At 65.2% G+C, this 21837-nt stretch carries 30 protein-coding genes and 2 tRNA genes; 16 read left to right on the top strand and 16 right to left on the bottom strand.

All coding sequences use genetic code 11. The features are described 5' to 3' along the window. Positions 1-55: 55 nt before the first annotated feature. The 7 genes from C5F75_RS11105 to C5F75_RS11075 all read right to left on the bottom strand — a co-directional run bounded on the left by C5F75_RS11105 (position 56) and on the right by C5F75_RS11075 (position 5345). On the bottom strand, positions 56-748 hold the full coding sequence (locus C5F75_RS11105) for an amino acid ABC transporter permease (RefSeq protein ID WP_006484207.1): 693 nt from the start codon (positions 746-748) through the stop codon (positions 56-58). A gap of 122 nt (positions 749-870) precedes the next feature. Continuing rightward, a complete protein-coding gene (locus tag C5F75_RS11100) occupies positions 871-1665 on the bottom strand; it encodes a cystine ABC transporter substrate-binding protein (protein WP_059584318.1) in 795 nt (264 codons plus the stop codon). A gap of 99 nt (positions 1666-1764) precedes the next feature. Beyond that, positions 1765-2802 (bottom strand): quinone-dependent dihydroorotate dehydrogenase, encoded by a 1038-nt coding sequence (locus C5F75_RS11095; RefSeq protein ID WP_063892440.1) that lies wholly within the window; start codon positions 2800-2802, stop codon positions 1765-1767. Between the two features lie 98 nt (positions 2803-2900). Beyond that, on the bottom strand, positions 2901-3731 hold the full coding sequence (locus C5F75_RS11090) for an arginyltransferase (RefSeq protein WP_059584315.1): 831 nt from the start codon (positions 3729-3731) through the stop codon (positions 2901-2903). A gap of 33 nt (positions 3732-3764) precedes the next feature. Then, positions 3765-4529, bottom strand: a complete 765-nt coding sequence (gene aat, locus C5F75_RS11085) for a leucyl/phenylalanyl-tRNA--protein transferase (RefSeq protein WP_059584314.1) — start codon at positions 4527-4529, stop codon at positions 3765-3767. A 10-nt stretch (positions 4530-4539) separates the two neighbouring features. Further along, positions 4540-5085 carry an NUDIX hydrolase gene (locus C5F75_RS11080; protein WP_006476111.1) on the bottom strand — a complete coding sequence of 182 codons (546 nt, stop codon included), beginning with the start codon at positions 5083-5085 and terminating at the stop codon, positions 4540-4542. A 183-nt stretch (positions 5086-5268) separates the two neighbouring features. Further along, positions 5269-5345, bottom strand: a tRNA-Met gene (locus C5F75_RS11075). 197 nt (positions 5346-5542) lie between these two features. Between C5F75_RS11075 and C5F75_RS11070 the strand changes: the two genes are divergently transcribed. The 3 genes from C5F75_RS11070 to C5F75_RS11060 are packed head-to-tail and all read left to right on the top strand — an operon-like array spanning position 5543 to position 7568. After that, entirely contained in the window at positions 5543-6040 is a 498-nt protein-coding gene (locus C5F75_RS11070; RefSeq protein ID WP_006476110.1) for a heme-degrading domain-containing protein, read from the top strand. 9 nt (positions 6041-6049) lie between these two features. Then, positions 6050-6382: a DMT family transporter gene (locus tag C5F75_RS11065; RefSeq protein WP_371090929.1), complete on the top strand. Its 333-nt coding sequence runs from the start codon at positions 6050-6052 to the stop codon at positions 6380-6382. A gap of 31 nt (positions 6383-6413) precedes the next feature. Next, positions 6414-7568 (top strand): enoyl-CoA hydratase/isomerase family protein, encoded by a 1155-nt coding sequence (locus C5F75_RS11060; RefSeq protein ID WP_059584312.1) that lies wholly within the window; start codon positions 6414-6416, stop codon positions 7566-7568. Positions 7569-7695: 127 nt separating this feature from the next. On the opposite strand, the gene C5F75_RS11055 is transcribed toward C5F75_RS11060, so the two are convergent. Next, entirely contained in the window at positions 7696-8124 is a 429-nt protein-coding gene (locus C5F75_RS11055; RefSeq protein WP_059584310.1) for a hypothetical protein, read from the bottom strand. A gap of 341 nt (positions 8125-8465) precedes the next feature. Here C5F75_RS11055 and ssuD point away from each other — a divergent pair, with 341 nt between their 5' ends. The 9 genes from ssuD (at position 8466) to C5F75_RS11010 (ending at position 14421) form a co-directional block, all read left to right on the top strand. Then, on the top strand, positions 8466-9623 hold the full coding sequence (gene ssuD, locus C5F75_RS11050; RefSeq protein WP_059584309.1) for an FMNH2-dependent alkanesulfonate monooxygenase: 1158 nt from the start codon (positions 8466-8468) through the stop codon (positions 9621-9623). A gap of 16 nt (positions 9624-9639) precedes the next feature. Continuing rightward, a complete protein-coding gene (ssuC, locus tag C5F75_RS11045) occupies positions 9640-10452 on the top strand; it encodes an aliphatic sulfonate ABC transporter permease SsuC (RefSeq protein WP_059584307.1) in 813 nt (270 codons plus the stop codon). Continuing rightward, a complete protein-coding gene (locus C5F75_RS11040) occupies positions 10449-11408 on the top strand; it encodes an ATP-binding cassette domain-containing protein (RefSeq protein ID WP_059584305.1) in 960 nt (319 codons plus the stop codon). The genes ssuC and C5F75_RS11040 overlap by 4 nt, the downstream gene beginning before the upstream one ends. A 57-nt stretch (positions 11409-11465) precedes the next feature. Next, a complete protein-coding gene (locus C5F75_RS11035) occupies positions 11466-11681 on the top strand; it encodes a TOBE domain-containing protein (protein ID WP_006476104.1) in 216 nt (71 codons plus the stop codon). A gap of 144 nt (positions 11682-11825) precedes the next feature. Beyond that, entirely contained in the window at positions 11826-12023 is a 198-nt protein-coding gene (locus C5F75_RS11030; RefSeq protein WP_006484168.1) for a hypothetical protein, read from the top strand. Positions 12024-12078: 55 nt separating this feature from the next. After that, positions 12079-12324, top strand: coding sequence for a hypothetical protein (locus C5F75_RS11025; protein ID WP_059584304.1), 246 nt, complete (start codon positions 12079-12081; stop codon positions 12322-12324). Between the two features lie 128 nt (positions 12325-12452). Further along, a complete protein-coding gene (gene dusA / locus C5F75_RS11020) occupies positions 12453-13439 on the top strand; it encodes a tRNA dihydrouridine(20/20a) synthase DusA (RefSeq protein ID WP_059584302.1) in 987 nt (328 codons plus the stop codon). A 54-nt stretch (positions 13440-13493) separates the two neighbouring features. Next, positions 13494-13569 (top strand) — tRNA-His (locus C5F75_RS11015). A 156-nt stretch (positions 13570-13725) separates the two neighbouring features. Then, positions 13726-14421, top strand: a complete 696-nt coding sequence (locus C5F75_RS11010) for a hypothetical protein (protein WP_146075198.1) — start codon at positions 13726-13728, stop codon at positions 14419-14421. A gap of 4 nt (positions 14422-14425) precedes the next feature. Here C5F75_RS11010 and C5F75_RS37175 read toward each other — a convergent pair whose 3' ends face one another. The 3 genes from C5F75_RS37175 to C5F75_RS10995 are packed head-to-tail and all read right to left on the bottom strand — an operon-like array spanning position 14426 to position 16535. Beyond that, positions 14426-15547 (bottom strand): hypothetical protein, encoded by a 1122-nt coding sequence (locus C5F75_RS37175; protein WP_104012233.1) that lies wholly within the window; start codon positions 15545-15547, stop codon positions 14426-14428. Positions 15548-15549: 2 nt separating this feature from the next. Beyond that, positions 15550-15789, bottom strand: coding sequence for a DUF4224 domain-containing protein (locus C5F75_RS11000; protein ID WP_104012232.1), 240 nt, complete (start codon positions 15787-15789; stop codon positions 15550-15552). Beyond that, on the bottom strand, positions 15786-16535 hold the full coding sequence (locus C5F75_RS10995; RefSeq protein ID WP_104012231.1) for a hypothetical protein: 750 nt from the start codon (positions 16533-16535) through the stop codon (positions 15786-15788). Before C5F75_RS10995 ends, C5F75_RS11000 begins: the two co-directional genes overlap by 4 nt. On the opposite strand from C5F75_RS10995, the gene C5F75_RS10990 reads away from it, so the two are divergent. Further along, a complete protein-coding gene (locus C5F75_RS10990) occupies positions 16534-17079 on the top strand; it encodes a hypothetical protein (RefSeq protein WP_059638762.1) in 546 nt (181 codons plus the stop codon). The genes C5F75_RS10995 and C5F75_RS10990 overlap by 2 nt on opposite strands. Here the strand turns inward: C5F75_RS10990 and C5F75_RS10985 are convergent. Then, positions 17076-17633, bottom strand: a complete 558-nt coding sequence (locus C5F75_RS10985; protein ID WP_104012230.1) for an endonuclease VII domain-containing protein — start codon at positions 17631-17633, stop codon at positions 17076-17078. The two genes, C5F75_RS10990 and C5F75_RS10985, sit on opposite strands and share 4 nt — an antisense overlap. A gap of 133 nt (positions 17634-17766) precedes the next feature. On the opposite strand from C5F75_RS10985, the gene C5F75_RS36275 reads away from it, so the two are divergent. Next, the gene (locus tag C5F75_RS36275; protein WP_146075197.1) at positions 17767-18105 is read left to right on the top strand and encodes a hypothetical protein; all 339 of its coding nucleotides are present in this window, start codon (positions 17767-17769) and stop codon (positions 18103-18105) included. Positions 18106-18297: 192 nt separating this feature from the next. On the opposite strand, the gene C5F75_RS10980 is transcribed toward C5F75_RS36275, so the two are convergent. Continuing rightward, on the bottom strand, positions 18298-18855 hold the full coding sequence (locus tag C5F75_RS10980; protein ID WP_104012229.1) for a MarR family transcriptional regulator: 558 nt from the start codon (positions 18853-18855) through the stop codon (positions 18298-18300). A gap of 36 nt (positions 18856-18891) precedes the next feature. Here C5F75_RS10980 and C5F75_RS10975 point away from each other — a divergent pair, with 36 nt between their 5' ends. Both C5F75_RS10975 and C5F75_RS10970 read left to right on the top strand, forming a co-directional pair. Further along, positions 18892-19101 (top strand): hypothetical protein, encoded by a 210-nt coding sequence (locus C5F75_RS10975; protein ID WP_104012228.1) that lies wholly within the window; start codon positions 18892-18894, stop codon positions 19099-19101. A 162-nt stretch (positions 19102-19263) separates the two neighbouring features. Then, the gene (locus tag C5F75_RS10970) at positions 19264-19551 is read left to right on the top strand and encodes a hypothetical protein (protein WP_104012227.1); all 288 of its coding nucleotides are present in this window, start codon (positions 19264-19266) and stop codon (positions 19549-19551) included. Between the two features lie 65 nt (positions 19552-19616). Here the strand turns inward: C5F75_RS10970 and C5F75_RS10965 are convergent, their stop codons facing one another. From C5F75_RS10965 to C5F75_RS37170, 3 genes are read right to left on the bottom strand one after another with little or no spacing between them, the layout of a single operon-like run. Continuing rightward, on the bottom strand, positions 19617-19868 hold the full coding sequence (locus C5F75_RS10965) for a hypothetical protein (protein ID WP_104012226.1): 252 nt from the start codon (positions 19866-19868) through the stop codon (positions 19617-19619). Then, the gene (locus C5F75_RS10960) at positions 19865-20053 is read right to left on the bottom strand and encodes a hypothetical protein (protein ID WP_104012225.1); all 189 of its coding nucleotides are present in this window, start codon (positions 20051-20053) and stop codon (positions 19865-19867) included. Before C5F75_RS10960 ends, C5F75_RS10965 begins: the two co-directional genes overlap by 4 nt. Next, positions 20050-21834 carry a hypothetical protein gene (locus C5F75_RS37170; protein WP_258048557.1) on the bottom strand — a complete coding sequence of 595 codons (1785 nt, stop codon included), beginning with the start codon at positions 21832-21834 and terminating at the stop codon, positions 20050-20052. Before C5F75_RS37170 ends, C5F75_RS10960 begins: the two co-directional genes overlap by 4 nt. Positions 21835-21837: the final 3 nt, after the last annotated feature.

Below are 21837 nucleotides of genomic sequence, written 5' to 3'. Positions count from 1 at the left end.
AGACGGGAAAGCGGGCGTCGGGCCGGCGAGCGCCGGCCCGGTGCAACCGCGTGGCTCAGTGCCGCGACGGCAGCGACAGGCGCTTTTCGTACCAGCGCTGCACCCATTCGAGGATCTGGCACAGGATCCAGTACACGGCCGCGGCGGCGAGATAGAGCGGCAGCGGCTGATAGGTCGCGGCGATCACTTCCTGCGCGCTGCGCAGCAGTTCGGTCACGGTGATCACGGACACGAGCGACGTGTCCTTGATCAGGCTGATCAGGCTGTTCGACAGGCTCGGCACCGCGATGCGCAGCGCCTGCGGGCCGATCACGTAGCGCAGCGTCTGCCCCCACGACAGCCCCAGGCTGTACGCGGCGAGCCACTGGCCGCGCGCGATCCCGTTGATCGCGCCGCGCATGCTTTCCGACATGTAGGCCGCGACGTTCGCGGAGAGCGCGATGACGCCGGCCGGCGTCGGATCGAGCGAGATGCCGAGGCTCGGCAACCCGTAATAGATGACGAAGATCTGCACGAGCAGCGGCGTGCCGCGCATCAGGCTCACGTACGCGCGCGCCAGCCACGCGAGCGCGTTGACCCAGATGCGCTCGAAGCCGTCGAGCGCTTCGCTCTGCCGGATGCCCATCATCGCGAGCACGACGGCGCCAAGCAGGCCGAACACCATCGACAGCACGGCGAACTTGACGGTCAGCACGGCACCCTGGGCGAGCACCGGCAGCGATTGGACGAGCAGGGACGTTGTCGACATGGAATACGAAGCGAATGCGTGCGCGAAAGCGCAATCATAAACCGGACCGATAAAACAAAGGGCGGCATCGTTGCGGATGCCGCCCTTTCCGGCCCGCCGTCAGGCGGGAAATGCAGGCGTGCTTACTTGAGCGGTTTCGTCACGTCGATGCCGAACCACTTGTCGGAGATCTTCGTGAACGTGCCGTCGGCTTCGAGTTGCGCCATCGCGTCGTCGATCGCCTTCTGGAACTTCGGGTTGCCCTTCTTGAACGGGATGCCCGACGGGTTCGCCGAACCGACGTTCGCGCCCGGGCGCAGCGGCAGCTGCGAATTCTTCGTCAGGTACGCGAGCATCAGGCGGTCGTTGAGCGCCGCGTCGAGGCGCCCGGCCGCGAGATCGCGCAGGTACTCGGGCGCGCCCGGGTACGTCTTCACGTCGATGCCCGGCACCGATTTCGCCATGTCCATGTAGTTCGTGCCGAGCGCGACGCCGAGCTTCTTGCCCTTCAGGTCTTCCAGCGACTTGAACGCGCGCGTGTCGTCCTTGCGCTGGATCAGCTGCGCGGACGAGTACGTGTATGCGGGCGAGAAGTCGAGCGTTTCCTTGCGCTTGTCGGTGATGCCGACCTGGTTGACGATCACGTCGAACTTGCCGGCCTGCAGGCCCGCGATGATGCCGCTCCATTCGGTCGTCACGAATTCGGCCTTCACGCCGAGCTTCGCCGCGACGGCCTTCGCGATGTCGACGTCGAAGCCGACGAGGTCGCCTTGCGGGCTCTTCGAGTTGAACGGCGGGAACGTGCCTTCGAGGCCGACGCGCAGCGTGCCGCGTTGTTTGACCTGGTCGAGGAGGTCGGCCGCATGCGCGGTTGCCGCGGCGAACGACATGCCGATCGCGCCGGCAACCAGCAGCTTCTTCAACAGCGGAAATTTCATCGTGTGTGTCCTTGCCCTGGTGGGGTCAATGGTTTTCGTCATACGGCGATGATAGCAAAAATGCTATCGATAGCTAAATATACTTTGCTTATGGCTATATTACGCGCCGCGTTCGCTGGCGATCGCCTTCACGCATTCCGACACGAGCGCCGGGCCGCGATAAATGAAGCCGGTATAGAGCTGGACGAGCGCCGCGCCGGCCGCCAGCTTCGCACGGGCATCCTCGCCCGAGAAAATGCCGCCGACGCCGATGATCGGCACGTCGTTGCCGACTTCCGCATGCAGCTTGCGGATCACTTCGTTCGATGCGTCGAACACCGGGCGGCCCGACAGGCCGCCGGCTTCGTCCGCATGCGGCAGGCCCTGGACGGCCGCGCGCGACAGCGTCGTATTGGTGGCGATGACCGCTTCGATCTTGTGGCGCAGCAGCGTGTCGCCGATTTCCTTGACCTGTTCGTCGTCGAGATCGGGCGCGATCTTCAGTGCGAGCGGAACGAGCTTGCCGTGCAGGTCGGCGAGGCGCTGCTGCTTGTCCTTCAGCGCGGCGAGCAGCGCGTCGAGCTCGCCCGCGCCCTGCAACTGGCGCAGGTTCTTCGTGTTCGGCGACGAGATGTTGATCGTCACGTAGCTCGCGAACGGATACACGCGCTCGAGGCAGTACAGGTAATCCTCGGCCGCGCGCTCGATCGGCGTGTCGGCGTTCTTGCCGATGTTCAGGCCGAGGACGCCGCGATAGCGGGCGGCCTGGACGTTCTTCACGAACTGGTCGACGCCGTGGTTGTTGAAGCCCATCCGGTTGATCAGCGCTTCCGCCTGCGGCAGCCGGAACATCCGCGGGCGCGGATTGCCGGGCTGCGGGCGCGGCGTGACCGTGCCGACCTCGATGAAGCCGAAGCCGAGCGCCGCGAGGCCGTCGATGGCCGCGCCGTCCTTGTCGAGGCCGGCCGCGAGGCCGACCGGGTTGCGGAACGTGAGCCCCATCACGGTACGCGGCGCGTCGGGCACGCGCGCCGACAGCGCGCAGGCGAGGCCCGTACGGCCGGCCGCGCCGAGCGCGCGCAGCGTAAGGTGGTGAGCGTCTTCCGCATCCATCTTGAACAGGGATGCGCGGGCCAGCGGGTAGAGGGAACTGAACACGGGAATGGGGCGGACGGCCGGAATGAATGACAACCCGCTATTTTACCGGGAGTTGCGCGGCACGGGCGCGCTTCGCTTCGTAGCCGCCGCGACGCGCGTCAGCTCGACCCGGAATGCCCGCCCGGCAACGGCGCGCGCGCGAGCGCCGCGTCGACGGGCGGCAGGTCGACCCGTTCCGGATCGAGCGTCTTCCAGCGGCCGTCGATCAGCCCTTCGAGCGGATGGAAGTTCGCCTTGTAGGCCATCTTCGGGCTCTCGCGGATCCAGTAGCCGAGGTACACGTAGGGCAGCCCGAGGCTCTTCGCCTGCTCGATCTGCCACAGGATGTTGTAGGTGCCGTAGCTCGTGTGCCGGTCGTCGGGCTCGAAGAACGTATAGACCGACGACAGGCCGTCGCCGAGGATGTCGATCATGCTGACCATCCGCAGCTTGCCGGGTTCGCCGCCCGGCGCGTCGAGGTCGCGGAATTCGACGAGGCGCGAGTTGATCCGGCTTTGCAGCAGGAACTGTTCGTACTGGTCGCGGCTGTCGCGGTCCATGCCGCCGCCCGCATGGCGCGCGGACTGGTAGCGCATGTAGAGCGCGTAGTGTTCTTCGTCGTAGTGCAGCGGCGACACCGTCGCGACCAGCGCGCGATGCCGTTTCCACATCCGGCGCTGCGTGCGCGTCGGCGCGAACGCGGCGACCGGCACGCGCACCGGCACGCATGCGCGGCAGCCGTCGCAGTACGGGCGGTACGTGAACACGCCCGAGCGGCGGAAGCCGGCCTTCACGAGCTCGGTGTAGATGTCGGAATTGATCAGGTGGCTCGGCGTCGCGACTTGCGAGCGCGCGATGCGGCCGTCCAGATAACTGCACGGATAGGGCGCCGTTGCATAGAATTGCAGCGCCGAAAGCGGTGAAAGCGGCAGCTCAGTCGGATGAGTCATGGGCAGCTCTCGATGCAGGGAAGGAGTGCCGCGCTAGCGCTCGGTCCCGGTGGGCGCCGCCGTTTCGGCGGGGCTCGTCAGCGCGGCGAGCACGCGCTTGTCGAAGTGCCACGGAATCGGCGGTTCGGCTACCGCGCGGCGCACGTGAGCGACAAAGGCCTTGCGTGCGATCTCGCGGCCGCCGAGCGACGCTAGATGCGACGTATTCTGCTGGCAGTCTATCATTTCCAGCCCGTGCTCGCGAAGGTGCGCGACGAGCGCGGCCAGCGCGATTTTCGACGCGTCGGTCACGTCCGCATACATCGACTCGCCGAAAAACATCCGGCCGAACGACACGCCGTACAGGCCGCCGACGCGGCGCCCGTCGTGCCACGTCTCGATGCTGTGCGCGTTGCCGGAGCGGTAGAGCGACGTATAGGCGTCGATGATCTCGGCGGTGATCCAGGTGCCGCGCTGCCCGCGGCGCGGCGCCTGCGCGCAGGCGCGCATCACGCCGGGAAAGTCGTGATCGACGCGCACTTCCCATTGAGGCTCGCGCAGCACGCGCTTGAGCGTCTTGCGCAGCGAAGGCGACACCTTGAATTCGGCCGGCACGAGGATCATGCGCGGGTCGGGGCTCCACCACAGCACCGGCTGGCCGTCCGAGTACCACGGGAAGATGCCGCGCAGGTAGGCGTCGATGAGGCGCGACGGCAGCAGGTCGGCGCTCGCGGCGAGCAGCCCGGGCGCACCCGTCGCGGGGCCGAGCGCGCGCTCGATGGGCGGGAACGGATCGTCCGGGCCGAGCCAGGGAACCATGGGGCGCGGCTCAGCCGTTGCGCAGCGAGCGGAAGATATCGCCGGTGTGCACGCCGTAGTCGCCGGCGGCGCGATCGGCGAAGAAGAACCGCAGGGTCTGGCTGACGGTCGGGAACGCGATCTCGTCCCACGGGATGTCCGCTTCGTCGAACAGTTTCACCTCGAGGCTTTCCTCGCCGGCTTCGAAGCCCGGGTCGGTGAGTCGTGCGAGGTAGAACAGGTGGACCTGGTGCACGTGCGGCACGTTGAGCAGCGTGAACAGGTTCTGCACCTCGACGCGCGCGCCGGCCTCCTCGAGGGTTTCGCGCGCGGCGGCTTCCGCGGTCGTTTCGCCCATTTCCATGAAACCGGCCGGCAGCGTCCAGAATCCGTAGCGCGGTTCGATCGCGCGGCGGCACAGCAGGATCTGGTCGCCCCAGACCGGCACCGTGCCGACGACGTTGCGCGGATTCTGATAGTGGATCGTGCCGCAGTGATCGCAGACGAAGCGCTCACGATTGTCGCCCGGAGGAATGCGCGCGAGGACTTCGTGACCGCAGACGGAGCAGAATTTCATGTCGAGTGGAAGGGACGAGGTGATGCGAGTGTATCACCGGGCCGCGGCATTCTTGAACGCCTGCGCATGCGGCGGCGTGTCGTGCGAAACGGCGGGTGCGCAAGCGAAGGGCGCGCGGCGCCCGGACGCGCAAAAACAAAAAGCCCGACGCGAGGCCGGGCTTTCTGCGAAATTCTGGACGGTTGGTTGCGGGGGTAGGATTTGAACCTACGACCTTCGGGTTATGAGCCCGACGAGCTGCCAGACTGCTCCACCCCGCGTCCGTCGAAGAATTGAATTATAGGGGCTATCCCGAATGCGTGCAAGTGTTTTGTGACAATCGCATGGCGAGCGCTGGTGGGGCCGGTACGGGCAGGCACGTGCGCTAGAATCGAGCGGTTTGTGTCGTCATCCCGGCAGCGGCCCGGCGCGATCGCATCGGCGCCGTTGCGGCTCTCCTTACTGCATCGACGGATTCATGGACATCGCTCACGATCTGCAATCGATCGGCGCGCAGGAACAGGCGCTCGTGTTTCCCCATTTCGACCCGGCTCGCGCATGGGCGCTCGGCAACCGGATGCATGCGCTCGCGACGTCGCGCGGTCATGCGATCGCGATCGACATCGTCACGTTCGGCCAGCCGCTGTTTTACGCGGCGCTCGCCGGAGCCACGCCTGACAACGCCGACTGGGTGCGCCGCAAGCGCAACGTCGTCGCGCATTTTCGCCGCAGCTCGTACGCGATCGGCCTGCGCATGCAGCAGGCCGGCGCGACGCTCGCGGACAAGCACGGATTGCCGGTCGCCGAGTATGCGTCGCACGGCGGCTCGTTTCCGCTGACCGTCGCCGGCGCCGGCGTGATCGGCTCGATCACCGCGTCCGGGCTGCCGCAGCGCGCGGATCACGAGTTCGTCGTCGAGGCGCTGTGCGCCGAGCTCGGCCACGACTACGCGGTACTGGCCCTCGCAAGGAGCTGAGCGATGCAATTGCCCGGCTACGCATGGCTCGCGATCGCGATCGTCGCGGAAGTGATCGGCACGTCCGCGCTGCGCGCGGCGGACGGTTTCACGCGCTTGTGGCCGTCGGTGCTCGTCGTCGCCGGTTACGGCGTTGCGTTCTACTGCCTGTCGCTCACGTTGCGCACGATGCCGGTCGGCATCATCTATGCAGTCTGGTCGGGCGCCGGCATCGTGCTGATCACGCTCGTCGCGATGCTGCTCTATCGTCAGGTGCCGGACGTGCCGGCGGTGATCGGCCTCGGGCTGATCATCGCGGGTGTCGTGGTGCTGAACCTGTTCTCGAAGATGCAGGCGCACTGAGCGTGCGACTGCCGTTTGCCGGACGACCTTCATGACCGACTCCACTTCCGCCGCCGTTTCCGCCGAATCCGCCCAGCCCGACGTGCGCGCGTATGTCGCGAACCGCATCGGCTTTCTCGAACTGAACCGGCCGAAGGCGCTGAACGCGCTGTCGGTCGGCATGATCCGGCTGATGCAGCAGGCGCTCGACGCGTGGCGCGACGATCCCGACGTCGTCGCGGTCGTCGTGCACAGCCCGCATCCGCGCGCGTTCTGCGCGGGCGGCGACGTGCGCTTCTTCCACGACGCGTGGCAGCGCGGCGACCGCGACGCGGTCGACACGTTCTTCATCGAGGAATACACGCTGAACCATGCGATCTTCACGTATCCGAAGCCGTACATCGCGCTGATGCACGGTGTCGTGATGGGCGGCGGCATGGGGATCTCGCAGGCGGCGCGGCACACGGGCGGCCTGCGCGTCGTGACCGATTCGACGAAGATGGCGATGCCCGAAACGCGCATCGGCCTGTTCCCGGACGTCGGGATGAGCTGGTTTCTCGCGCGTACGCCCGGCGCGATCGGCCGCTATCTCGCGGTGACGGGCGCGACGCTCGACGCGGCCGGCGCGCTGTACGCGCAACTCGCCGACGTCTATCTGCCCGATGCCGCGCTGCCGGCGCTGCTCGACACGCTGCGCGGCGCGCGCATCGACAGCGGCGCGCAGGCCGTCGCGTGCGTGACCGACGCGGCTGCCGCGCACAAGGTCGTGCCGACGCCCGACACGTCGGCGCTTGCCGATGCGCGCGCCGGGATCGACCGGCATTTCGCGCAACCCGACCTCGACGCGATCCTCGCGTCGCTCGACGCCGAGCCCGATTGCGCGGCGGTGGACGGGTGGGTCGAGAAGGCGACCCATGCGATGCGCGAGCAGTTGTCGCCGCTGTCGATGGCCGTGTCGCTCCAAGTCGTCGAACGCGCGCGCGGCGCGACGATGGCCGATTGCCTGCGGCGCGATCTCGACCTCACGCGCTCGACCTTCGCGCACGGCGACGTGATCGAAGGCGTGCGCGCGCTGATCGTCGACAAGGATCATCAGCCGGTGTGGCGCTTCAAGTCGGCCGCCGACGTCGCGCGCGCCGACGTGCTCGCGATGTTCGACAGTCCGTGGACGCCCGACACGCATCCGCTGCGCAAGCTGAAGGACTGACGCCGATCGGGCTGGCCCGCGCGGCCGACCGGCGCGCGACACGGAAACGCAAAGGCCGCGTGCAGATGCACGCGGCCTTTTTCATGGAAGTCGGCTGGTCGCGAAGGACGCGTCGCGCGCGCCGGCGTTATTCGTCGCCCGCGTCGTCCGACATGAACGCGCGCATGAACACGAGCGCGCCGAAGCCCCACACCGCATTCGCCGCGAAGCCGGCCGCGAGCACGGGCAGCATGTTGCCCGACGGCCAGATGCCGCGCAGCGGATCGATCGCGAACACGCGGGCGGCCGTCAGCACGATACCGCCGAACACCAGCGCGCCGATCCACGATGCTTCGCGCTCGGGCGAGACGCGCAACAGCCACGCCATCGGAATCGCGCAGCACGCGCTGATCAGTGCGTTCGCGACAAATTCAGGAATGCCGAGCGGCGCGAACGGTTGTGTCGAGAAACCGGTTGCGGCGATCAGGTCGGCCGTGTGGAGAAGGGCGAGCGTGGCCTCGCGGAAGAACAGGGCGGCCAGGAAGCCGGACAGGAAGGGCAGGATGACTTTCTGCATCGATGAGTGCACCGCAGGCGCGCACGGCCGGGGCCGGGCGCGCGGAGTTATTCGGATAGGTGCGCCATTATAGGGCCCGGCCGCGGCGATATTCGCTCCAGCGTCGTGCTAATCACGAAAGCGGAAAACCTAAGCTCAAAAAAATCGTTCCAAAGCCTGGTACCGATCCCTAGACTGATTTCCCAGAAACAGCCGTGCGATCGCGTCCTCGTCCGCTGCACGGCGTGACCGGCGAGCCATCCCGATTCGAATGCACACCATGCATGCGTCGCTCATCCGCGACGCGAGCAGGGCGATGTTTTTTTCAAATTTCGGCAGTGACAGTCAAGCAGGAGCAGCAGATGAATGTGTTCTGGTTTATCCCCACGCATGGCGACAGCCGCTATCTCGGCACGGCCGAAGGCGCGCGCGCCGCGGACTACGATTACTTCAAGCAGGTCGCCGTGGCGGCGGACACGCTCGGCTACGACGGCGTGCTGCTGCCGACCGGCCGCTCCTGCGAGGATGCGTGGGTCGTCGCGTCGAGCCTGATTCCCGCGACGCAGCGCCTGAAGTTCCTGGTCGCCGTGCGCCCCGGCATCGCTTCGCCGGGGCTCGCCGCGCGGATGGCCGCGACGTTCGACCGCCTGTCGGGCGGCCGCCTGCTGATCAACGTCGTCACGGGCGGCGATGCGGCCGAGCTGGAAGGCGATGGCCTCTTCGCCGATCACGACACGCGCTACGAGATTACCGACGATTTCCTGAACATCTGGCGCGGGCTGCTTGCCGCGTCGCACGACAACGGCGGGTTCGACTACATCGGCAAGCACCTGCAGTCGAAAGGCGGCAAGGCGCTTTACCCGCCCGTGCAGCGCCCGCATCCGCCGCTGTGGTTCGGCGGCTCGTCGCCGGCCGCTCACGCGATCGCCGCCGATCACATCGATACCTACCTGACCTGGGGCGAGCCGCCCGAGGCCGTCGCGAAGAAGATCGCCGACATCCGTGCACGTGCCGACGCGCGCGGCCGCAAGATCAAGTTCGGCATCCGCCTGCACGTGATCGTGCGCGAGACCGAGGACGAAGCATGGCGTGACGCCGAGCGGCTGATCAGCCGGCTCGACGACGACACGATCGCACGTGCGCAGAAGGCGTTCGCGAACATGGATTCGGAAGGCCAGCGCCGGATGGCCGCGCTGCACGGCGGCAAGCGAGGCGGCCGCGAGGCGCTCGAGGTCTATCCGAACCTGTGGGCCGGCGTGGGGCTCGTGCGCGGCGGCGCCGGCACGGCGCTCGTCGGCAATCCCGAGCAGGTCGCGGAACGCATGCGCGAATACGCGGAGCTCGGCATCGAGACGTTCATCCTGTCCGGCTATCCGCACCTCGAGGAGTCGTATCGCTTCGCCGAGCTCGTGTTCCCGCTGATCAAGGGCAAGGGCGTGGAGAGAGCGGCCGGCCCGCTGTCGGGGCCGTTCGGCGAGATCGTCGGCAACAACTATCTGCCGAAGACGAGCCAGAGCTGAGCGACGGAGGCCTGCGATGACAACGAAAACCTCGACGACGGGCGTCGCCGTGGCCGCCCGCGCGTGGCGCGGCGTCGCGCCGTGGCTCGTGCCGCTCGCGTTGCTGGTGGTATGGGAAGTCGGTGCGCGCACCGGCTGGCTGTCGACCCGCGTGCTGCCCGAGCCGGTGGCGGTCGTGCGCGCGGCGTGGTCGCTCGTGACGTCGGGCGAAATGTGGGCGAACGTGAAAGTGAGTACGTGGCGCGCGCTGTTCGGCTTCGCGATCGGCGGCGGCGTCGGCCTCGCGCTGGGGCTCGCGACCGGGCTGTCGAAAGCGGCCGAGGTCGCGCTCGACTCGACGATCCAGATGATCCGCAACATTCCGGCGCTCGCGATGATTCCGCTCGTGATCCTGTGGTTCGGCATCGACGAGAAGGCGAAACTGTTCCTCGTCGCGCTCGGCGTGTTCTTCCCCGTCTACATCAATACGTATCACGGGATCCGCTCGGTCGACGCGAACCTGATCGAGATGGCGAAGAGCTACGGCGTGCGCGGCTTCGCGCTGTACCGCGACGTGATCCTGCCCGGCGCGTTGCCGTCGATCCTCGTCGGCGTGCGTTTCGCGCTCGGGCTGATGTGGGTGATGCTGATCGTCGCGGAAACGATCTCCGCGCAGTCGGGCATCGGCTACATGACGATGAACGCGCGTGAATTCCTGCAAACCGACGTGGTGGTGGTCGGCATCCTGCTGTACGCGGTGCTCGGCAAGCTGGCCGATGTGCTGGCGAAATCGATCGAGCGCGTGACGCTGCGCTGGCACCCCGCCTATCAATCAGGAGCAAAGGCATGAATGCGACGACTTCGGCGGCCGCCTACGGCCCGCTCGCCGGCGCAGACCTCGAGGCCGAGCTCGCGCAGGCCCGCGTCGCGGATGGCGACGCGCGCGATGCGGCGATCCTCGAACGCGACGGCAGCGCATCGGTCGTGCCGCTGGCACGGCGGCGCCCGGGCAGCCCGGCTCCCGACGACGCGGTCACGCTGTCGGGCGTCAGCAAGCGCTTCGGCGCCCGCACGGTGCTCGACAACGTCGAGCTCGGCATTGCGCGCGGCAGCTTCGTCGCGATCGTCGGCCGCAGCGGCTGCGGGAAATCGACGCTGCTGCGTCTCGTCGCGGGGCTCGAGCAACCGAGCAGCGGCGCGCTCGTGACGCGCGGCGAGGGCGGCGGCGCGCTCGATACGCGGATCATGTACCAGGATGCGCGCCTGCTGCCGTGGAAGACCGTGCTGCAGAACGTGATGCTGGGGCTCGGCCGCGGCGCGCGCGACCAGGCCCGCGCGGTGCTCGACGAAGTCGGGCTGCTGGAACGCGCGAACGACTGGCCCGCGCAACTGTCGGGCGGCCAGCGGCAGCGCGTCGCACTGGCACGCGCTCTCGTGCACCGGCCACAACTGCTGCTGCTCGACGAGCCGCTCGGCGCGCTGGACGCGCTTACCCGCATCGAGATGCATGCGCTGATCGAGCGCCTGTGGCGCGAACACCGGTTCACCGCGCTGCTCGTCACGCACGACGTGCAGGAGGCCGTCGCGCTCGGCGACCGCATCCTGTTGATCGAGCAGGGGCGGGTGGCGCTCGACCAGTCGGTGCCGCTCGACCGGCCGCGCGCCCGCGCGTCGGCCGCCTTCGCGGCGCTGGAGGACCGCGTGCTGAAACGCGTGCTCGCCGGCGGCCCCGGCGCGGGCGAGCACGACGCGGCGCATGAAGCAGACAAGGTTCGACCGGTCGGGCAGATCCGCTGGGCCGTTTAATTCCGGGCGGCTTCGGCCGCCCGTTCTGAGACTTTTTTCTTCGGAGCGATCATCCCGATGAGCATCACTGCAATCAACGTACGTAACCAGTTCAAGGGCAAGGTCAAGGAGATCATCCGCGGTTCCGTGGTCTCCGAAGTCGACGTCGAGACGCCGTTCGGCATCGTCACGTCGGTGATCACCACCCGTTCGGTGGACGAACTCGAACTGAAGGTCGGCGCCGAAGTCGTCGCGCTCGTGAAGTCGACGGAAGTCTCGATCGCGCGTCTCTGAGCGCGCGGGTCGCGCCTCGGTGCGGCGCCGCCGGGCAGCGTGCCCGCCGGCGCCGCATTGCATTTCGCGCGGCGCGTTTGCCACGGTATTCGGCTTCCGGGCGAAGTGCTAGGATGGAACGACACCGATGCCGGAGGCCAACGCATGACCCCCATCCTTTCCCCCGAAGCCATCGAGGCGCTGAAATGGATCGACCAGTTCGGCGACAGCCGGCCGGTTCCCGCCGCGTTCGACGACGTCGTCTACGCGTTGCTGAATGACGGGCTGATCTATCAGGCGACGGCCGACCGGGTCGATCTGACGGCCGATGGCCGGTCGTTTTTGTCCGACGAATACGATTGAGCGCGCGGCGCCGGCCGCGCGGGCGGCTTGGCGCGGCATCACCACGGAGCGTGCGATGGAACCGAGAGGGAGCGACCTCGGCGATTTCAGCGAGCCGTACCGCGGCTTCGAGATCGAGGTGAAGACCGAGCAGGTCTGGGACGGCGAGCGGGCGCACTATCGCGTGCTGCAGGGCGATGCCGTGCGGATCGACTGGCGGCTGGTCAAGATCGACGGGATGCTGCTCACCGAACGGCGCGTGATCGAGCGCGTGTTCGACGAGGCGCGCCGCGCGGTCGATGCTGAATTGGGCGGCCGGTAGTGCGCGTGTCGGGCGGGCAGGGCCGGTCTTGCGGTAAAATGTCGGGTTGTTCCGTGCCGTCTGGCCTGTACCCGAATTCCATGTCCGTTCCACCCTCGCTTCCTCCCCGCCGCGTATCCGTCGCGCCGATGCTCGACTGGACCGACCGCCATTGCAGGTCGTTCCACCGCACGCTGACGCGCAATACGTGGCTGTATACGGAGATGATCACGACGGGCGCGCTGCTGTTCGGCGACGCCCAGCGGCATCTTGCGTTCACGCCGAGCGAATCGCCGGTCGCGCTGCAATTGGGCGGCAGCGAGCGGGACGATCTCGCGCGCGCGGCGAAGCTCGGCGAGCAGTGGGGCTACGACGAGATCAACCTGAACTGCGGGTGCCCGTCCGAGCGCGTGCAGCGCGGTGCGTTCGGTGCGTGCCTGATGAACGAGCCGCCGCTCGTCGCCGACTGCGTGAAGGCGATGCGCGATGCAGTGTCGGTGCCGGTGACGGTCAAGCACCGGATCGGCGTCGACGCGGTCGAGGACTACGCGTTCGTGCGCGACTTCGTCGGCACGGTGGCCGAGGCCGGGTGCGAAACGTTCGTCGTGCATGCGCGCAACGCGATCCTGAAAGGGCTGTCGCCGAAGGAGAATCGCGAGATCCCGCCGCTCAAGTACGACTATGCGTATCGGTTGAAGCGCGATTTTCCGTCGCTGGAGATCGTGATCAACGGCGGCATCACGACGCTCGATGAGGTTGCGCGGCATCTCGAGCACGTCGATGGCGTGATGCTCGGCCGCGAGGCCTATCACAACCCGTACGTGCTGGCGGAGGTCGATGCGCGCTTCTACGGAGCGACCTCGGCGGTGCCGACGCGCGAAGAGGCCGAGGCGCAATTGATCGCGTATTGCGCGGCCGAGCTGAAGCGCGGCACCTACCTCGGCGCGATCGTGCGGCACGCGCTCGGGCTGTATCGCGGCATGCCGGGCGCGCGCGGCTGGCGTCGCGTGCTGTCCGACAACAAGAAGCTCGCACGCGGCGATCTGGCCGTGTTCGACGAGGCGCGTGCGCATCTGAACGCGGCCGAAGAAATTTTTGAAAAAAATGCTTTGCAAGATTCAAAAGACTTCGTATAATCTTGTTCTTCGCTGCTGAAACAAAACAGCGAAACGAAGCAAGCAGTATCAGTGGTGGCTGTAGCTCAGTTGGTAGAGTCCAGGATTGTGATTCCTGTCGTCGTGGGTTCGAGTCCCATCAGCCACCCCAACAAATTCAAGCACTTGCAGCAGAATCAAGCTGACGTGTTACAAGTTTTGGAAGATGAGATTCCAAAACTTGGAAGATGATCAAAGAAAGGCCCGCCGAAGAGCGGGCTTTTTGCATTGCGGCCGCGCATGTGTTGCGACAACCGGGGAAACAGCCATGGCACTGATTGATGACATCGGCGTTGTACTAAAGCAAACAGAAGACACGCTCGTTACTGCGCGCTACGGGTATTCGGATTTGATTGGAGACGATCAAGCGCGCCGCATGGTGGGCTTGCGCAATTTCGTAGTCTTCGGCCGGTCAGTGTCATACGCCCTGCAAAACTTGCGAGGCGTTGTCGGGAAGACGGAATTCGACGAGTGGTATTTGCCGAAGCAGGAGGCAATGTCGAAAGATCCCGTCTGCAAACACATGAATTCTGTGCGGAACGAAATCCTGAAGGAGGGCAAACTCGGGGTTGCCGGATTCGGCCACCTGAAAAGCTTCAGCACGGACGACCTAGCGAGATTTCCGAAACCGGTAGGCGCCGAGGCCTTTTTCATGTTCGATGCTACCGGCGGCTCCGGTTGGACTGTGCGTCTAGCGGACGGGTCGACAGAGCCATATTACGTGGAACTCCCCGGCGATATCGGTTCGTGGAAGCAATATTTCGTCGGACTCGATGACAAGAAATTTGGCGAGGTCGGAGTGCGATCAGTCGAGGAGGTCGCAAAGCATTATCTCGACATATTGGAGGGCTTGGTTGCCGACGCGAAACGGCACTTCCTCGCGAACGCTGCGCCGCACCCCGATGAATCCACAGTGAGGACGGCAGGGCCCGCAGGGCGACCGCACCTGCGGCTCGTCAAGTAGTGCATCACCGTGTGGCGCGCACCTTTCTTTGCCGCCGGCGGTCGTATGTCTTCCGCACCATTCGTTCATCTACGTGCCCAGTCGCATCGATGATGCGATCGTCGCCTTCCTCCTGGCGATCGGTCACGGCGGCCGGCCGCATGTCGCGTAGCGCGAACCGTTCGAACGGCACGCCGCGCTCCTGCGCTTCCTTCTCGCAATATCCCATCAACCGCGACCAGTTCGTGTTCCATCCGCTGCGCGTGTACACCTGGCCGGCGGTGTTCCCGAACACGTGAACGCTCGACGTGCGCTGCAGGGCGAGCGCCTCGTCGATCACTGCCTTCAGCTCGGGCGACCACAGGACGAGCTTCATGCGCTGCTGCTCGCCTGCCTTTCGTTTGCCGATCGGCACTTCGACGCCTTCGGCCAGGATACTCTGGCGGTGCAGCTCGCGCATCTCGGTCGGCCGGCTGACGGTCAGGTAGGCAGCCTTCACGCATAGCGCGAGGATCAGGTACGCCGAACTCGGGTGCTGGTCGCCGACGCTCCGGCGCGACCGCGCGACTTCTACGGCGAGATCGATCTCGTCCTGCCGGACGTACCGCTGGCGCGGCCGCGTCGGGTTGTACTCGATGCCGCGGCACGGGTTCGTTTCGAGCTCGCCGCGGCGCCGGCCGTATTCGAGGATCGCGGACAGGAGGGCGATTTCTTTGTTCGCCTTCGCCGGCGCGCCGAGCTGGGCGCGTTTGTCGAGGTAGCCGTACACGTGCTTCGGCTTGATCGCGGCCGGCGCCATCTTCCCGAAGACCTTGATCAGGCGCTTCGACTCGACGCGGTTCTCGTCCAGGGTGGACTGGGCCTTCCGGCGCTCGTCGGTGTGCGGCAATCCGTCCTGCCATTCGAAGTATCGCGCGACGAGCGCCTCGACCGTGCCGGGTTCGATCGCGTTCCCGTTGAGCGCTTCCGCACGCTCGATCGCCTGCTTGCGGATGTCGGCGAGCGCTTCCTTGTTGTGCGCCGGCGCCGACAGGCGGAACGCCCAGCGGCCGTTCGGCAGCTTGTAGCCGAAGCTGACCTTGTGTTTCCCGTAGTGGGCGTAGAGCCGGAAGGGCAACCCGTCCGGCCGTTTCCGTCGTCCGATCATGATTAGAGTGCAGCGAAGTTCGGTTCTTCCGACGCAGCGGTGCGGTGCCGGAGCGCGGGTGAGGGCGGCGCGGTGCCGTTCATGCGGGCGTCGTAATACTCGCGCGCGACGAGTGGCACGCCGGCGATGTTGACCGCGAACGGCCAGTGATTACGCTCGAGCCAGCGCTTCATGCAGGCGTGGCTACGCGGCTTGCAGCCGACCAGCTCGGCCAGCTCCGGCGTGGTGAGGTAGATGCTCATCGTTCGATCCTTCGAAATTCCACGACCCAGACCCACGGGTTCATGTCCCAGCCATGCCCACGCGCGGCGTTGAGGCTGTCCCACAGGTCATGGAAGGCGCGAATGCTCGGCGGCCGATAGGCGCCAGCGCAGTACCCGCGCATGTGGTGGTCGGCGATCGTCACGCCTTCGGCGCGGGCGTCCGACTCACTGATTGATTGCAGGCGCTCGGCGCGCACACCGGTGATCTCGAGCGTGATGCGCGAGGCCCAGCGCGGCATGTGGATGGCCGGCACCGTCGCGCCTTCCCGCCCGCGGTAGGCGTTTAGGTCGAGCCACCGCTCTGCAGCAAGGAGCGAATCCTCGATCGCGCGGAACGCGTCATCGGCTTGATAGCGCACGCCGTCAAGCCCGCTATCGAGTTCATCCGCGCGGCATGTTTCGCGCACCCACAGTCGGTCGCCGATCTTTCCGTATGGGCTAGGCGTCCAGTACCAGTCACCAGCCATCGGGTGCTTCGCCGGCAATACCGGCCAGCGCCGCAGCGTCTGTAGGGGTTGCTCCGGCTGCTGCTCTTCGGACCAGAAAAACGATCCGACTGGGCGTGCCTTGCCGTCCTGCATCAACGAATGACCTTCCGAGGCAAACGTTGCCCAGGCGGGCGGCAACTCGTTACGCACCTTCACGACTCGGCGCGTCTGCGTCTTGCGACCTTCGAGGAGGGCCCGTACCATCGGGCCGGAGAATAGAATAGGGAGTTCTCGCATGGCATTCCTTCGGGGCACATTGCTGTTTTTCGTAGGTCTAGCGTGCGGTGCGATCGTCGGTTGGTTTATTCGATTTCCACCGACGGATAGCGCTTCGGCAGCTGGTTGGGCCCAGGCTGTCGGTACGATCGGCGCGATTCTTGCGGGCCTCGGCCTCATTCATTACCAGGCGCGTTTTCAGCGCCAGCAAAAGAGGAGATATGCAGCAGCAACGATAGATCTGGCGATTGAAGCGCTGACTGCATTGGGCGAGATTCCTGACGACTACGAACGGGCCTTTAACTACTACATTTCTTTGAACACGCGCCGTGTTGAATACGCCTTCGAGCAGATGACTTCTTTCTCAATTGCCGATATGGACTCTGCGGAAGCTATGGTCCATATGTCGAGGGCTGTTGACACGGTGCGCGACGTGCTCGCGAAGCGCGACGGCGGCTTGCCTGACGGGCCGGCCGACGTAGTGAAGGAGGTCGTAGCTGGGGCGTTCAAAGGCGATATTCTGAAACTCAAGCAAGCGCGACAGCGCCTTCTGGATTCGAATTAGATTCCGTTCGTGACGGAAGGGAATTCGTCGTGAGTGCGGCCGTCGATCAACCGGCTGGCGGTGCGCTTGCTTGCGAGGTGCATGTTGAGATAGTGAATTGCAGCAATGAAAAGCTCCGGATTCTCGCGAAAATGGCCGATACCCGAATTGCAGTTCGGGCAAAGAAGCCCACGCAACTTACCGGTTTTGTGGCAGTGGTCGATGTACAGAATGTCAGTGGCGCCACAAATTTGGCAGCGGTGGTCGTTAGCAACGCGAAATGCGCGAAGTTCTTCGACACTTATGCCGTAACGCGATGCGCTGCTCGCGTCGGACATGCATTCGCGACACCTGGCGGCTAAGCCACCGGGTCTCTGGCGATCGACTGTGAATTGCGTTCGAGCTTTCCACGTCCGACAGGTAAAACAATGCCGCAAGCCTGCCAAACGGCGATCAATCCACTCTTGCACTGAGCAACCTACTTTCTTCGCGGCGCTCTTATAGGCACCGAGTCGTCGCCCGGTAGCGAACGGATCGACGTGGTCGCACCACTCGATTTTTGTGTTCTCGCTCATGCTAGGATTCCTCGCTTAGGCACTGACGTGACGGGGGACAAGAGGGATGCCAATCGCAAAGACGCCAACTAAGAGTCCGAAGAAATCTTCGGCTACGCCAACTCCTGCGGAAGCTCGCAAGCGACGATGGGAATTGAAACTCGCACTGATCCCGCTCGTCGGGACCCCGCTTTTTGCGATCGTCGTGTATTGGTCTACGGTCGGTATTCACGATCCTGCTCAAACCCGGACGTCGAGCGTCGCTCAGGCAAGCCCTACAGTTGCCGCCCCGGCTGCTGTTTCGATCGCCGCTTCGCACGCCTCTCACATCACGTTTGCGAGCGTTGCCTTCGTAAATAACGAGACTGGCCTTTCTATGCCGAAGGACGCAAACGCGCAGATTGATTTCGAAGGCAACACTAAATTCGAAGGCAATCGAAGGGCTATCGAGATTCGGGACGATCCCACTACGAGTGCGGGCCGAAAGAATTAATCGGTCGATCATCGCCCCACCATCATGCAAGCGGCGGCGTGGTGCCAAATAGCTGCCGCGTACCAGTGATCGTGCACGCTCGCGTTGAGGCGCGAGGGGTTCACTCCGACGAACGCCACGACTCGGCAGGCCGGCGCGACTTCGCATTCGAGCCAGTACCGTATGCAGAGGCAGGGGGTTTGATGATCGCGCTCACGCCGCGAGCTCCTCGTCGTCGATGTCCATGGGTTGCTGAAAGACGCGGCCCCGCTCGCCGGCGGGGATCGTCACGAGACCCGCTGCGGCGAGGAACGGATTGCGCTTCATGGCGCTGCGTGCCGCGCGAGCAGCTTCGGTTTTGATAGCGGCCGGGCACGGCACATCGGGCCCAGTGCCGACAGCCCAAACCGCACGCCACTGAGCGCGGCCGACCGGAGGAATCCAGTCGACGATCTGCACTTCGGTGCGGTGAATCGTCAGCAACTCGCTGACACGTTGCTGCGACACGCCGCAGCGCTTGACCAGCTCGCGAACCGACAGCGGCTCCCGTTCGAGAATGGCGCGCATCCTGTCCCACGCCGGCGTCGCGCGCGACCGGTAGTCAGGCGCCCGCTTGATCTTGAGTACCCTGGTGGCAAAGGTCTGGACTGACTTACGCGAATGACGCGGAAACGCTGCGTACAGGGCCTTGGACGGGATGGGCGACGGATAGAGGCGGGCGAGCCGGCGCGCCTCGGCGGTCGTCCACAGGTTGTGTGTCGACGTCGACATGCTACGATTCCTCCGGATTCTTCCAGCGAGCACCAGATGAAGACGGTTTTCCTGATGCGTGGGTACGAGATGAACTGCACGCCACGCCCGACCGACGACGGCAAGTTCGCCGCGCAGGTCGAAGTGACGAAGGTGGGATTCAGCCGCGAGGCGGCGTTTCGGAAACTTGGCGAGTTCGACACTGAAGTCGAGGCCATCACGTACGCGAAGAGCTTCTCAGTCGAGTGGTTGAGCCGGTACGGGTAACTCGGAATACGTCGCACGATTCATGCGCTTGCAGCTGAGTTAGCTGTTCTCCGCACGGTTCGATTTCGATGCGTAACATGCGGCGAGCGAAACACTTTGGCGAAGAATTCCTCGCAGACATGTTCCATACTTCGGGCACACCTGTTGCGACTGGAGAGACGTGTGCCCACCTTGTGCTTGCAGACGATTGTCTGCGGTAAGACTATCCAGGTGACATTGTTACCTGAGGAAGTGACGGCCAAGATATACATCGTCAACGAGGATCTCAGTGTGCAGACACCTCGCACCTTGAGTGTCGAGCAGTACGTGAAATCTGGAATGTCGGAAGAAGACATTGCGCGACACATCCTCGATGTCGTCACCACGTCGGTTGAGGAGCTTGTTCGGATACAGGCACTTGGACCTAAAGGTGGCCATGAGTCAGGGGCGATGCATCGGCGGAAGCACTGAGAGGCTGCTGAAGAGAGGCGCGTTGCAACCGGGCTTTCCGCTTTCGCCGCCGTAATTGGGATCACTCATGGTGCGTCTCCTGCTCGCACCCACCCTTTCGGCGTCGAACGGATCTTCCCGGTCTTGCGGAGTGCCTGAAGGCGCCTGTCGACGATGCGCCAGCCGACGACTTCGCCGAAGGTGGTCGGCCGACATTCCTCGCGCGCAAGGCGCTCGCTTTCCTCGCGCACTGCGCCAGTGTTGACCGCTGCGAACTTCTTCGGCAACTCGTCGATCGACGCGAGGATCAACGCGTCGAGCTTCTGGTACTTGCTCATGATGGGCCTCCCGGCACGGTGCAGTCGGTGCATACGCCGCGCCGCTGGCCGCTCGCGTCGTGAACATCCCCTGTTCCGTCGCAGGCCGAGCAGCGCGGCGTCAGCTCCGGATACAGCTTCTCGCGCAGGTGATTGGGCAGTCCGGACGCGCGGATCTCGAACACTTCGACGTCGGTCAGCTTCATTGGATTTCACCCGCGCTGATCGCGTCGATGGCCTCGATGAACTTGCGATGCTCGTTCTCGCGCGCCCACCATGCGAACATCACATATCGCTTGACCCACATCTCGGACGGTGTGTCGAAACGATCCGGCCCTGTGAGGTTCGGGCTGGAGAACGCGACGGGTTGCGTACGTTGAATCACGCGGCGCTGCGTGCGTTCCACCAATACCTCCGGCTCACCGTTTTTCATGAGCGCGCGCCAGCGCATTCCGTCCCGCTGATCGTCGGGTGACGCCGCGGCGCGGGGTTTCCGCAGCGTCAGTTCGCCGTGATGGATCTTGATAGCGTTGTCGAGCGCGTTGACGTGCTCGGTCGTGAGCGTCTGCGCACGGTCGGTTTCGATAACTGCACGCGCGGCCGCGATGACGCCTGCCGACGCGTGCGGCCCCGGCTGGCCCGGATGGGCGGCGAGTAACGCGTCGATCGTCGATAACATGTCGGTGACGCGTGCCGGCGGGTCGTTATCCCACTCGACGATCGCCAGTTCCTCGCGTGCTCGGCGAAGCGCGTCCGTCAGCCCATCCCGAGCGTCTGCCTGCGCGCGAGCGTTCCGTATCGCCTTTTCGACGCCAAACGAGCCAGCTTCGCGCCATGCTTCGCCGATCTCTTCACGCGTCAGAATGGCGGCGTGCGCGGGAGGCTGGGGGGCGGCGTAGACGACGCGCGCGAGCGCCGGATCACTCTTGACGCGCTTGTAGTGCTCCCGCGTCGTGTCGAGCCACGCGCCATCTTCGGTGAGGATCTGATAGATCGCCGCCGGTGCCGGCTCCGGGGCGAGCATGCCGAGCGCGATCGAGTATTTCTCGGCAGCTCGCTTACCGGGAAGGCCGTTGTGCTCGTTCATGGAACGCTTCTTCGCGTCCGAGATGCAGTCGCTCGGATCGTCATCGCGCATCCACGCCGCGACCGCCTGCGCGGGGGAGCGCAATACGATCGCGGCGAGTTCGTCGATCACCGCACGCATAGCGGTCACGTCGTTCATACGACCATCGTGATCGCGGGCCCAGTCCGGAACACCGGCGGTCCATTGGCCTTGCTCGACGAGTTGACGCCATTCGGCGTATCGCGGCGCCATTTCCGGCCGCAAAGAGGTACGAGTTTCGTCGCGCTCGTTGATGAGGTCGCTGACGATCTCGACCGGCGAATCGTTCCAGTGGTAGCCGGGCGCCAACCGCGCAATCTGTTCGAGCAGCGCGTAGCCGATGTTCGCCATGTCAGCGACCGTGTGCTGCGCGTCTGGCTCGAAATCAAGGTCGTCGACGCTGAACGCCGCCCGATCGGGCGCCGGCGCAGGTGCGATAGGAGCAAGTGCACGCGCCTCACGCTCGACCAATTCAAGATCGACGCGAGCGATCCCATGCAACCGGTGCTGCGCGGTCGGCGCTGCAGCGGGCGGCTCGATGCGGAAGCCGCCGAACGCGTGCGCGATAAACTCGGTCAGGATGAAACGGTCATCGGCGTTCGGCTCGCGCGAATCGTTGTTCTCGCCGACGATCTCGAACGTCTTGATCGCGGCGAGTGCGGTTTGCGCTGTGATCGGTCCGGGCTGCTCGACAGTGGCTGCGGGGAATAGCGGCGCGGCATCTTTGACCGCGCAAATCCAGCGCTGCTGTGTGACTGAATCTGCCCCATTGAAGCAGCGCGGGTCGCTTCCACAATATCCGAGGTTGCAATAGATGCGATGCGCGATTTTCCGCGCCGATTCGTCCATCAGCGCGTCAGCACGGGTCATATTAGTGGTCATGGT

Source organism: Burkholderia anthinoferrum (assembly GCF_002925705.1).
Taxonomy (GTDB): Bacteria; Pseudomonadota; Gammaproteobacteria; order Burkholderiales; family Burkholderiaceae; genus Burkholderia; species Burkholderia semiarida.
The sequence above is the reverse complement of the archived record's forward strand: the minus strand, read 5'-3'. Positions and strand labels throughout refer to the sequence as shown.

Bases quoted from the DNA above. Each gene is read 5' to 3' on its own strand.
- C5F75_RS11105 (WP_006484207.1), bottom strand. From the start codon at position 748: ATGTCGACAACGTCCCTGCTCGTCCAATCGCTGCCGGTGCTCGCCCAG.
- C5F75_RS11100 (WP_059584318.1), bottom strand. From the start codon at position 1,665: ATGAAATTTCCGCTGTTGAAGAAGCTGCTGGTTGCCGGCGCGATCGGC.
- C5F75_RS11090 (WP_059584315.1), bottom strand. From the start codon at position 3,731: ATGACTCATCCGACTGAGCTGCCGCTTTCACCGCTTTCGGCGCTGCAA.
- aat (WP_059584314.1), bottom strand. From the start codon at position 4,529: ATGGTTCCCTGGCTCGGCCCGGACGATCCGTTCCCGCCCATCGAGCGC.
- C5F75_RS11080 (WP_006476111.1), bottom strand. From the start codon at position 5,085: ATGAAATTCTGCTCCGTCTGCGGTCACGAAGTCCTCGCGCGCATTCCT.
- C5F75_RS11070 (WP_006476110.1), top strand. From the start codon at position 5,543: ATGGACATCGCTCACGATCTGCAATCGATCGGCGCGCAGGAACAGGCG.
- C5F75_RS11060 (WP_059584312.1), top strand. From the start codon at position 6,414: ATGACCGACTCCACTTCCGCCGCCGTTTCCGCCGAATCCGCCCAGCCC.
- C5F75_RS11055 (WP_059584310.1), bottom strand. From the start codon at position 8,124: ATGCAGAAAGTCATCCTGCCCTTCCTGTCCGGCTTCCTGGCCGCCCTG.
- ssuD (WP_059584309.1), top strand. From the start codon at position 8,466: ATGAATGTGTTCTGGTTTATCCCCACGCATGGCGACAGCCGCTATCTC.
- ssuC (WP_059584307.1), top strand. From the start codon at position 9,640: ATGACAACGAAAACCTCGACGACGGGCGTCGCCGTGGCCGCCCGCGCG.
- C5F75_RS11040 (WP_059584305.1), top strand. From the start codon at position 10,449: ATGAATGCGACGACTTCGGCGGCCGCCTACGGCCCGCTCGCCGGCGCA.
- C5F75_RS11035 (WP_006476104.1), top strand. From the start codon at position 11,466: ATGAGCATCACTGCAATCAACGTACGTAACCAGTTCAAGGGCAAGGTC.
- C5F75_RS11030 (WP_006484168.1), top strand. From the start codon at position 11,826: ATGACCCCCATCCTTTCCCCCGAAGCCATCGAGGCGCTGAAATGGATC.
- C5F75_RS11025 (WP_059584304.1), top strand. From the start codon at position 12,079: ATGGAACCGAGAGGGAGCGACCTCGGCGATTTCAGCGAGCCGTACCGC.
- dusA (WP_059584302.1), top strand. From the start codon at position 12,453: ATGCTCGACTGGACCGACCGCCATTGCAGGTCGTTCCACCGCACGCTG.
- C5F75_RS11010 (WP_146075198.1), top strand. From the start codon at position 13,726: ATGGCACTGATTGATGACATCGGCGTTGTACTAAAGCAAACAGAAGAC.
- C5F75_RS37175 (WP_104012233.1), bottom strand. From the start codon at position 15,547: ATGATCGGACGACGGAAACGGCCGGACGGGTTGCCCTTCCGGCTCTAC.
- C5F75_RS11000 (WP_104012232.1), bottom strand. From the start codon at position 15,789: ATGAGCATCTACCTCACCACGCCGGAGCTGGCCGAGCTGGTCGGCTGC.
- C5F75_RS10990 (WP_059638762.1), top strand. From the start codon at position 16,534: ATGGCATTCCTTCGGGGCACATTGCTGTTTTTCGTAGGTCTAGCGTGC.
- C5F75_RS10995 (WP_104012231.1), bottom strand. From the start codon at position 16,535: ATGCGAGAACTCCCTATTCTATTCTCCGGCCCGATGGTACGGGCCCTC.
- C5F75_RS10985 (WP_104012230.1), bottom strand. From the start codon at position 17,633: ATGAGCGAGAACACAAAAATCGAGTGGTGCGACCACGTCGATCCGTTC.
- C5F75_RS10980 (WP_104012229.1), bottom strand. From the start codon at position 18,855: ATGTCGACGTCGACACACAACCTGTGGACGACCGCCGAGGCGCGCCGG.
- C5F75_RS10975 (WP_104012228.1), top strand. From the start codon at position 18,892: ATGAAGACGGTTTTCCTGATGCGTGGGTACGAGATGAACTGCACGCCA.
- C5F75_RS10965 (WP_104012226.1), bottom strand. From the start codon at position 19,868: ATGAGCAAGTACCAGAAGCTCGACGCGTTGATCCTCGCGTCGATCGAC.
- C5F75_RS10960 (WP_104012225.1), bottom strand. From the start codon at position 20,053: ATGAAGCTGACCGACGTCGAAGTGTTCGAGATCCGCGCGTCCGGACTG.
- C5F75_RS37170 (WP_258048557.1), bottom strand. From the start codon at position 21,834: ATGACCACTAATATGACCCGTGCTGACGCGCTGATGGACGAATCGGCG.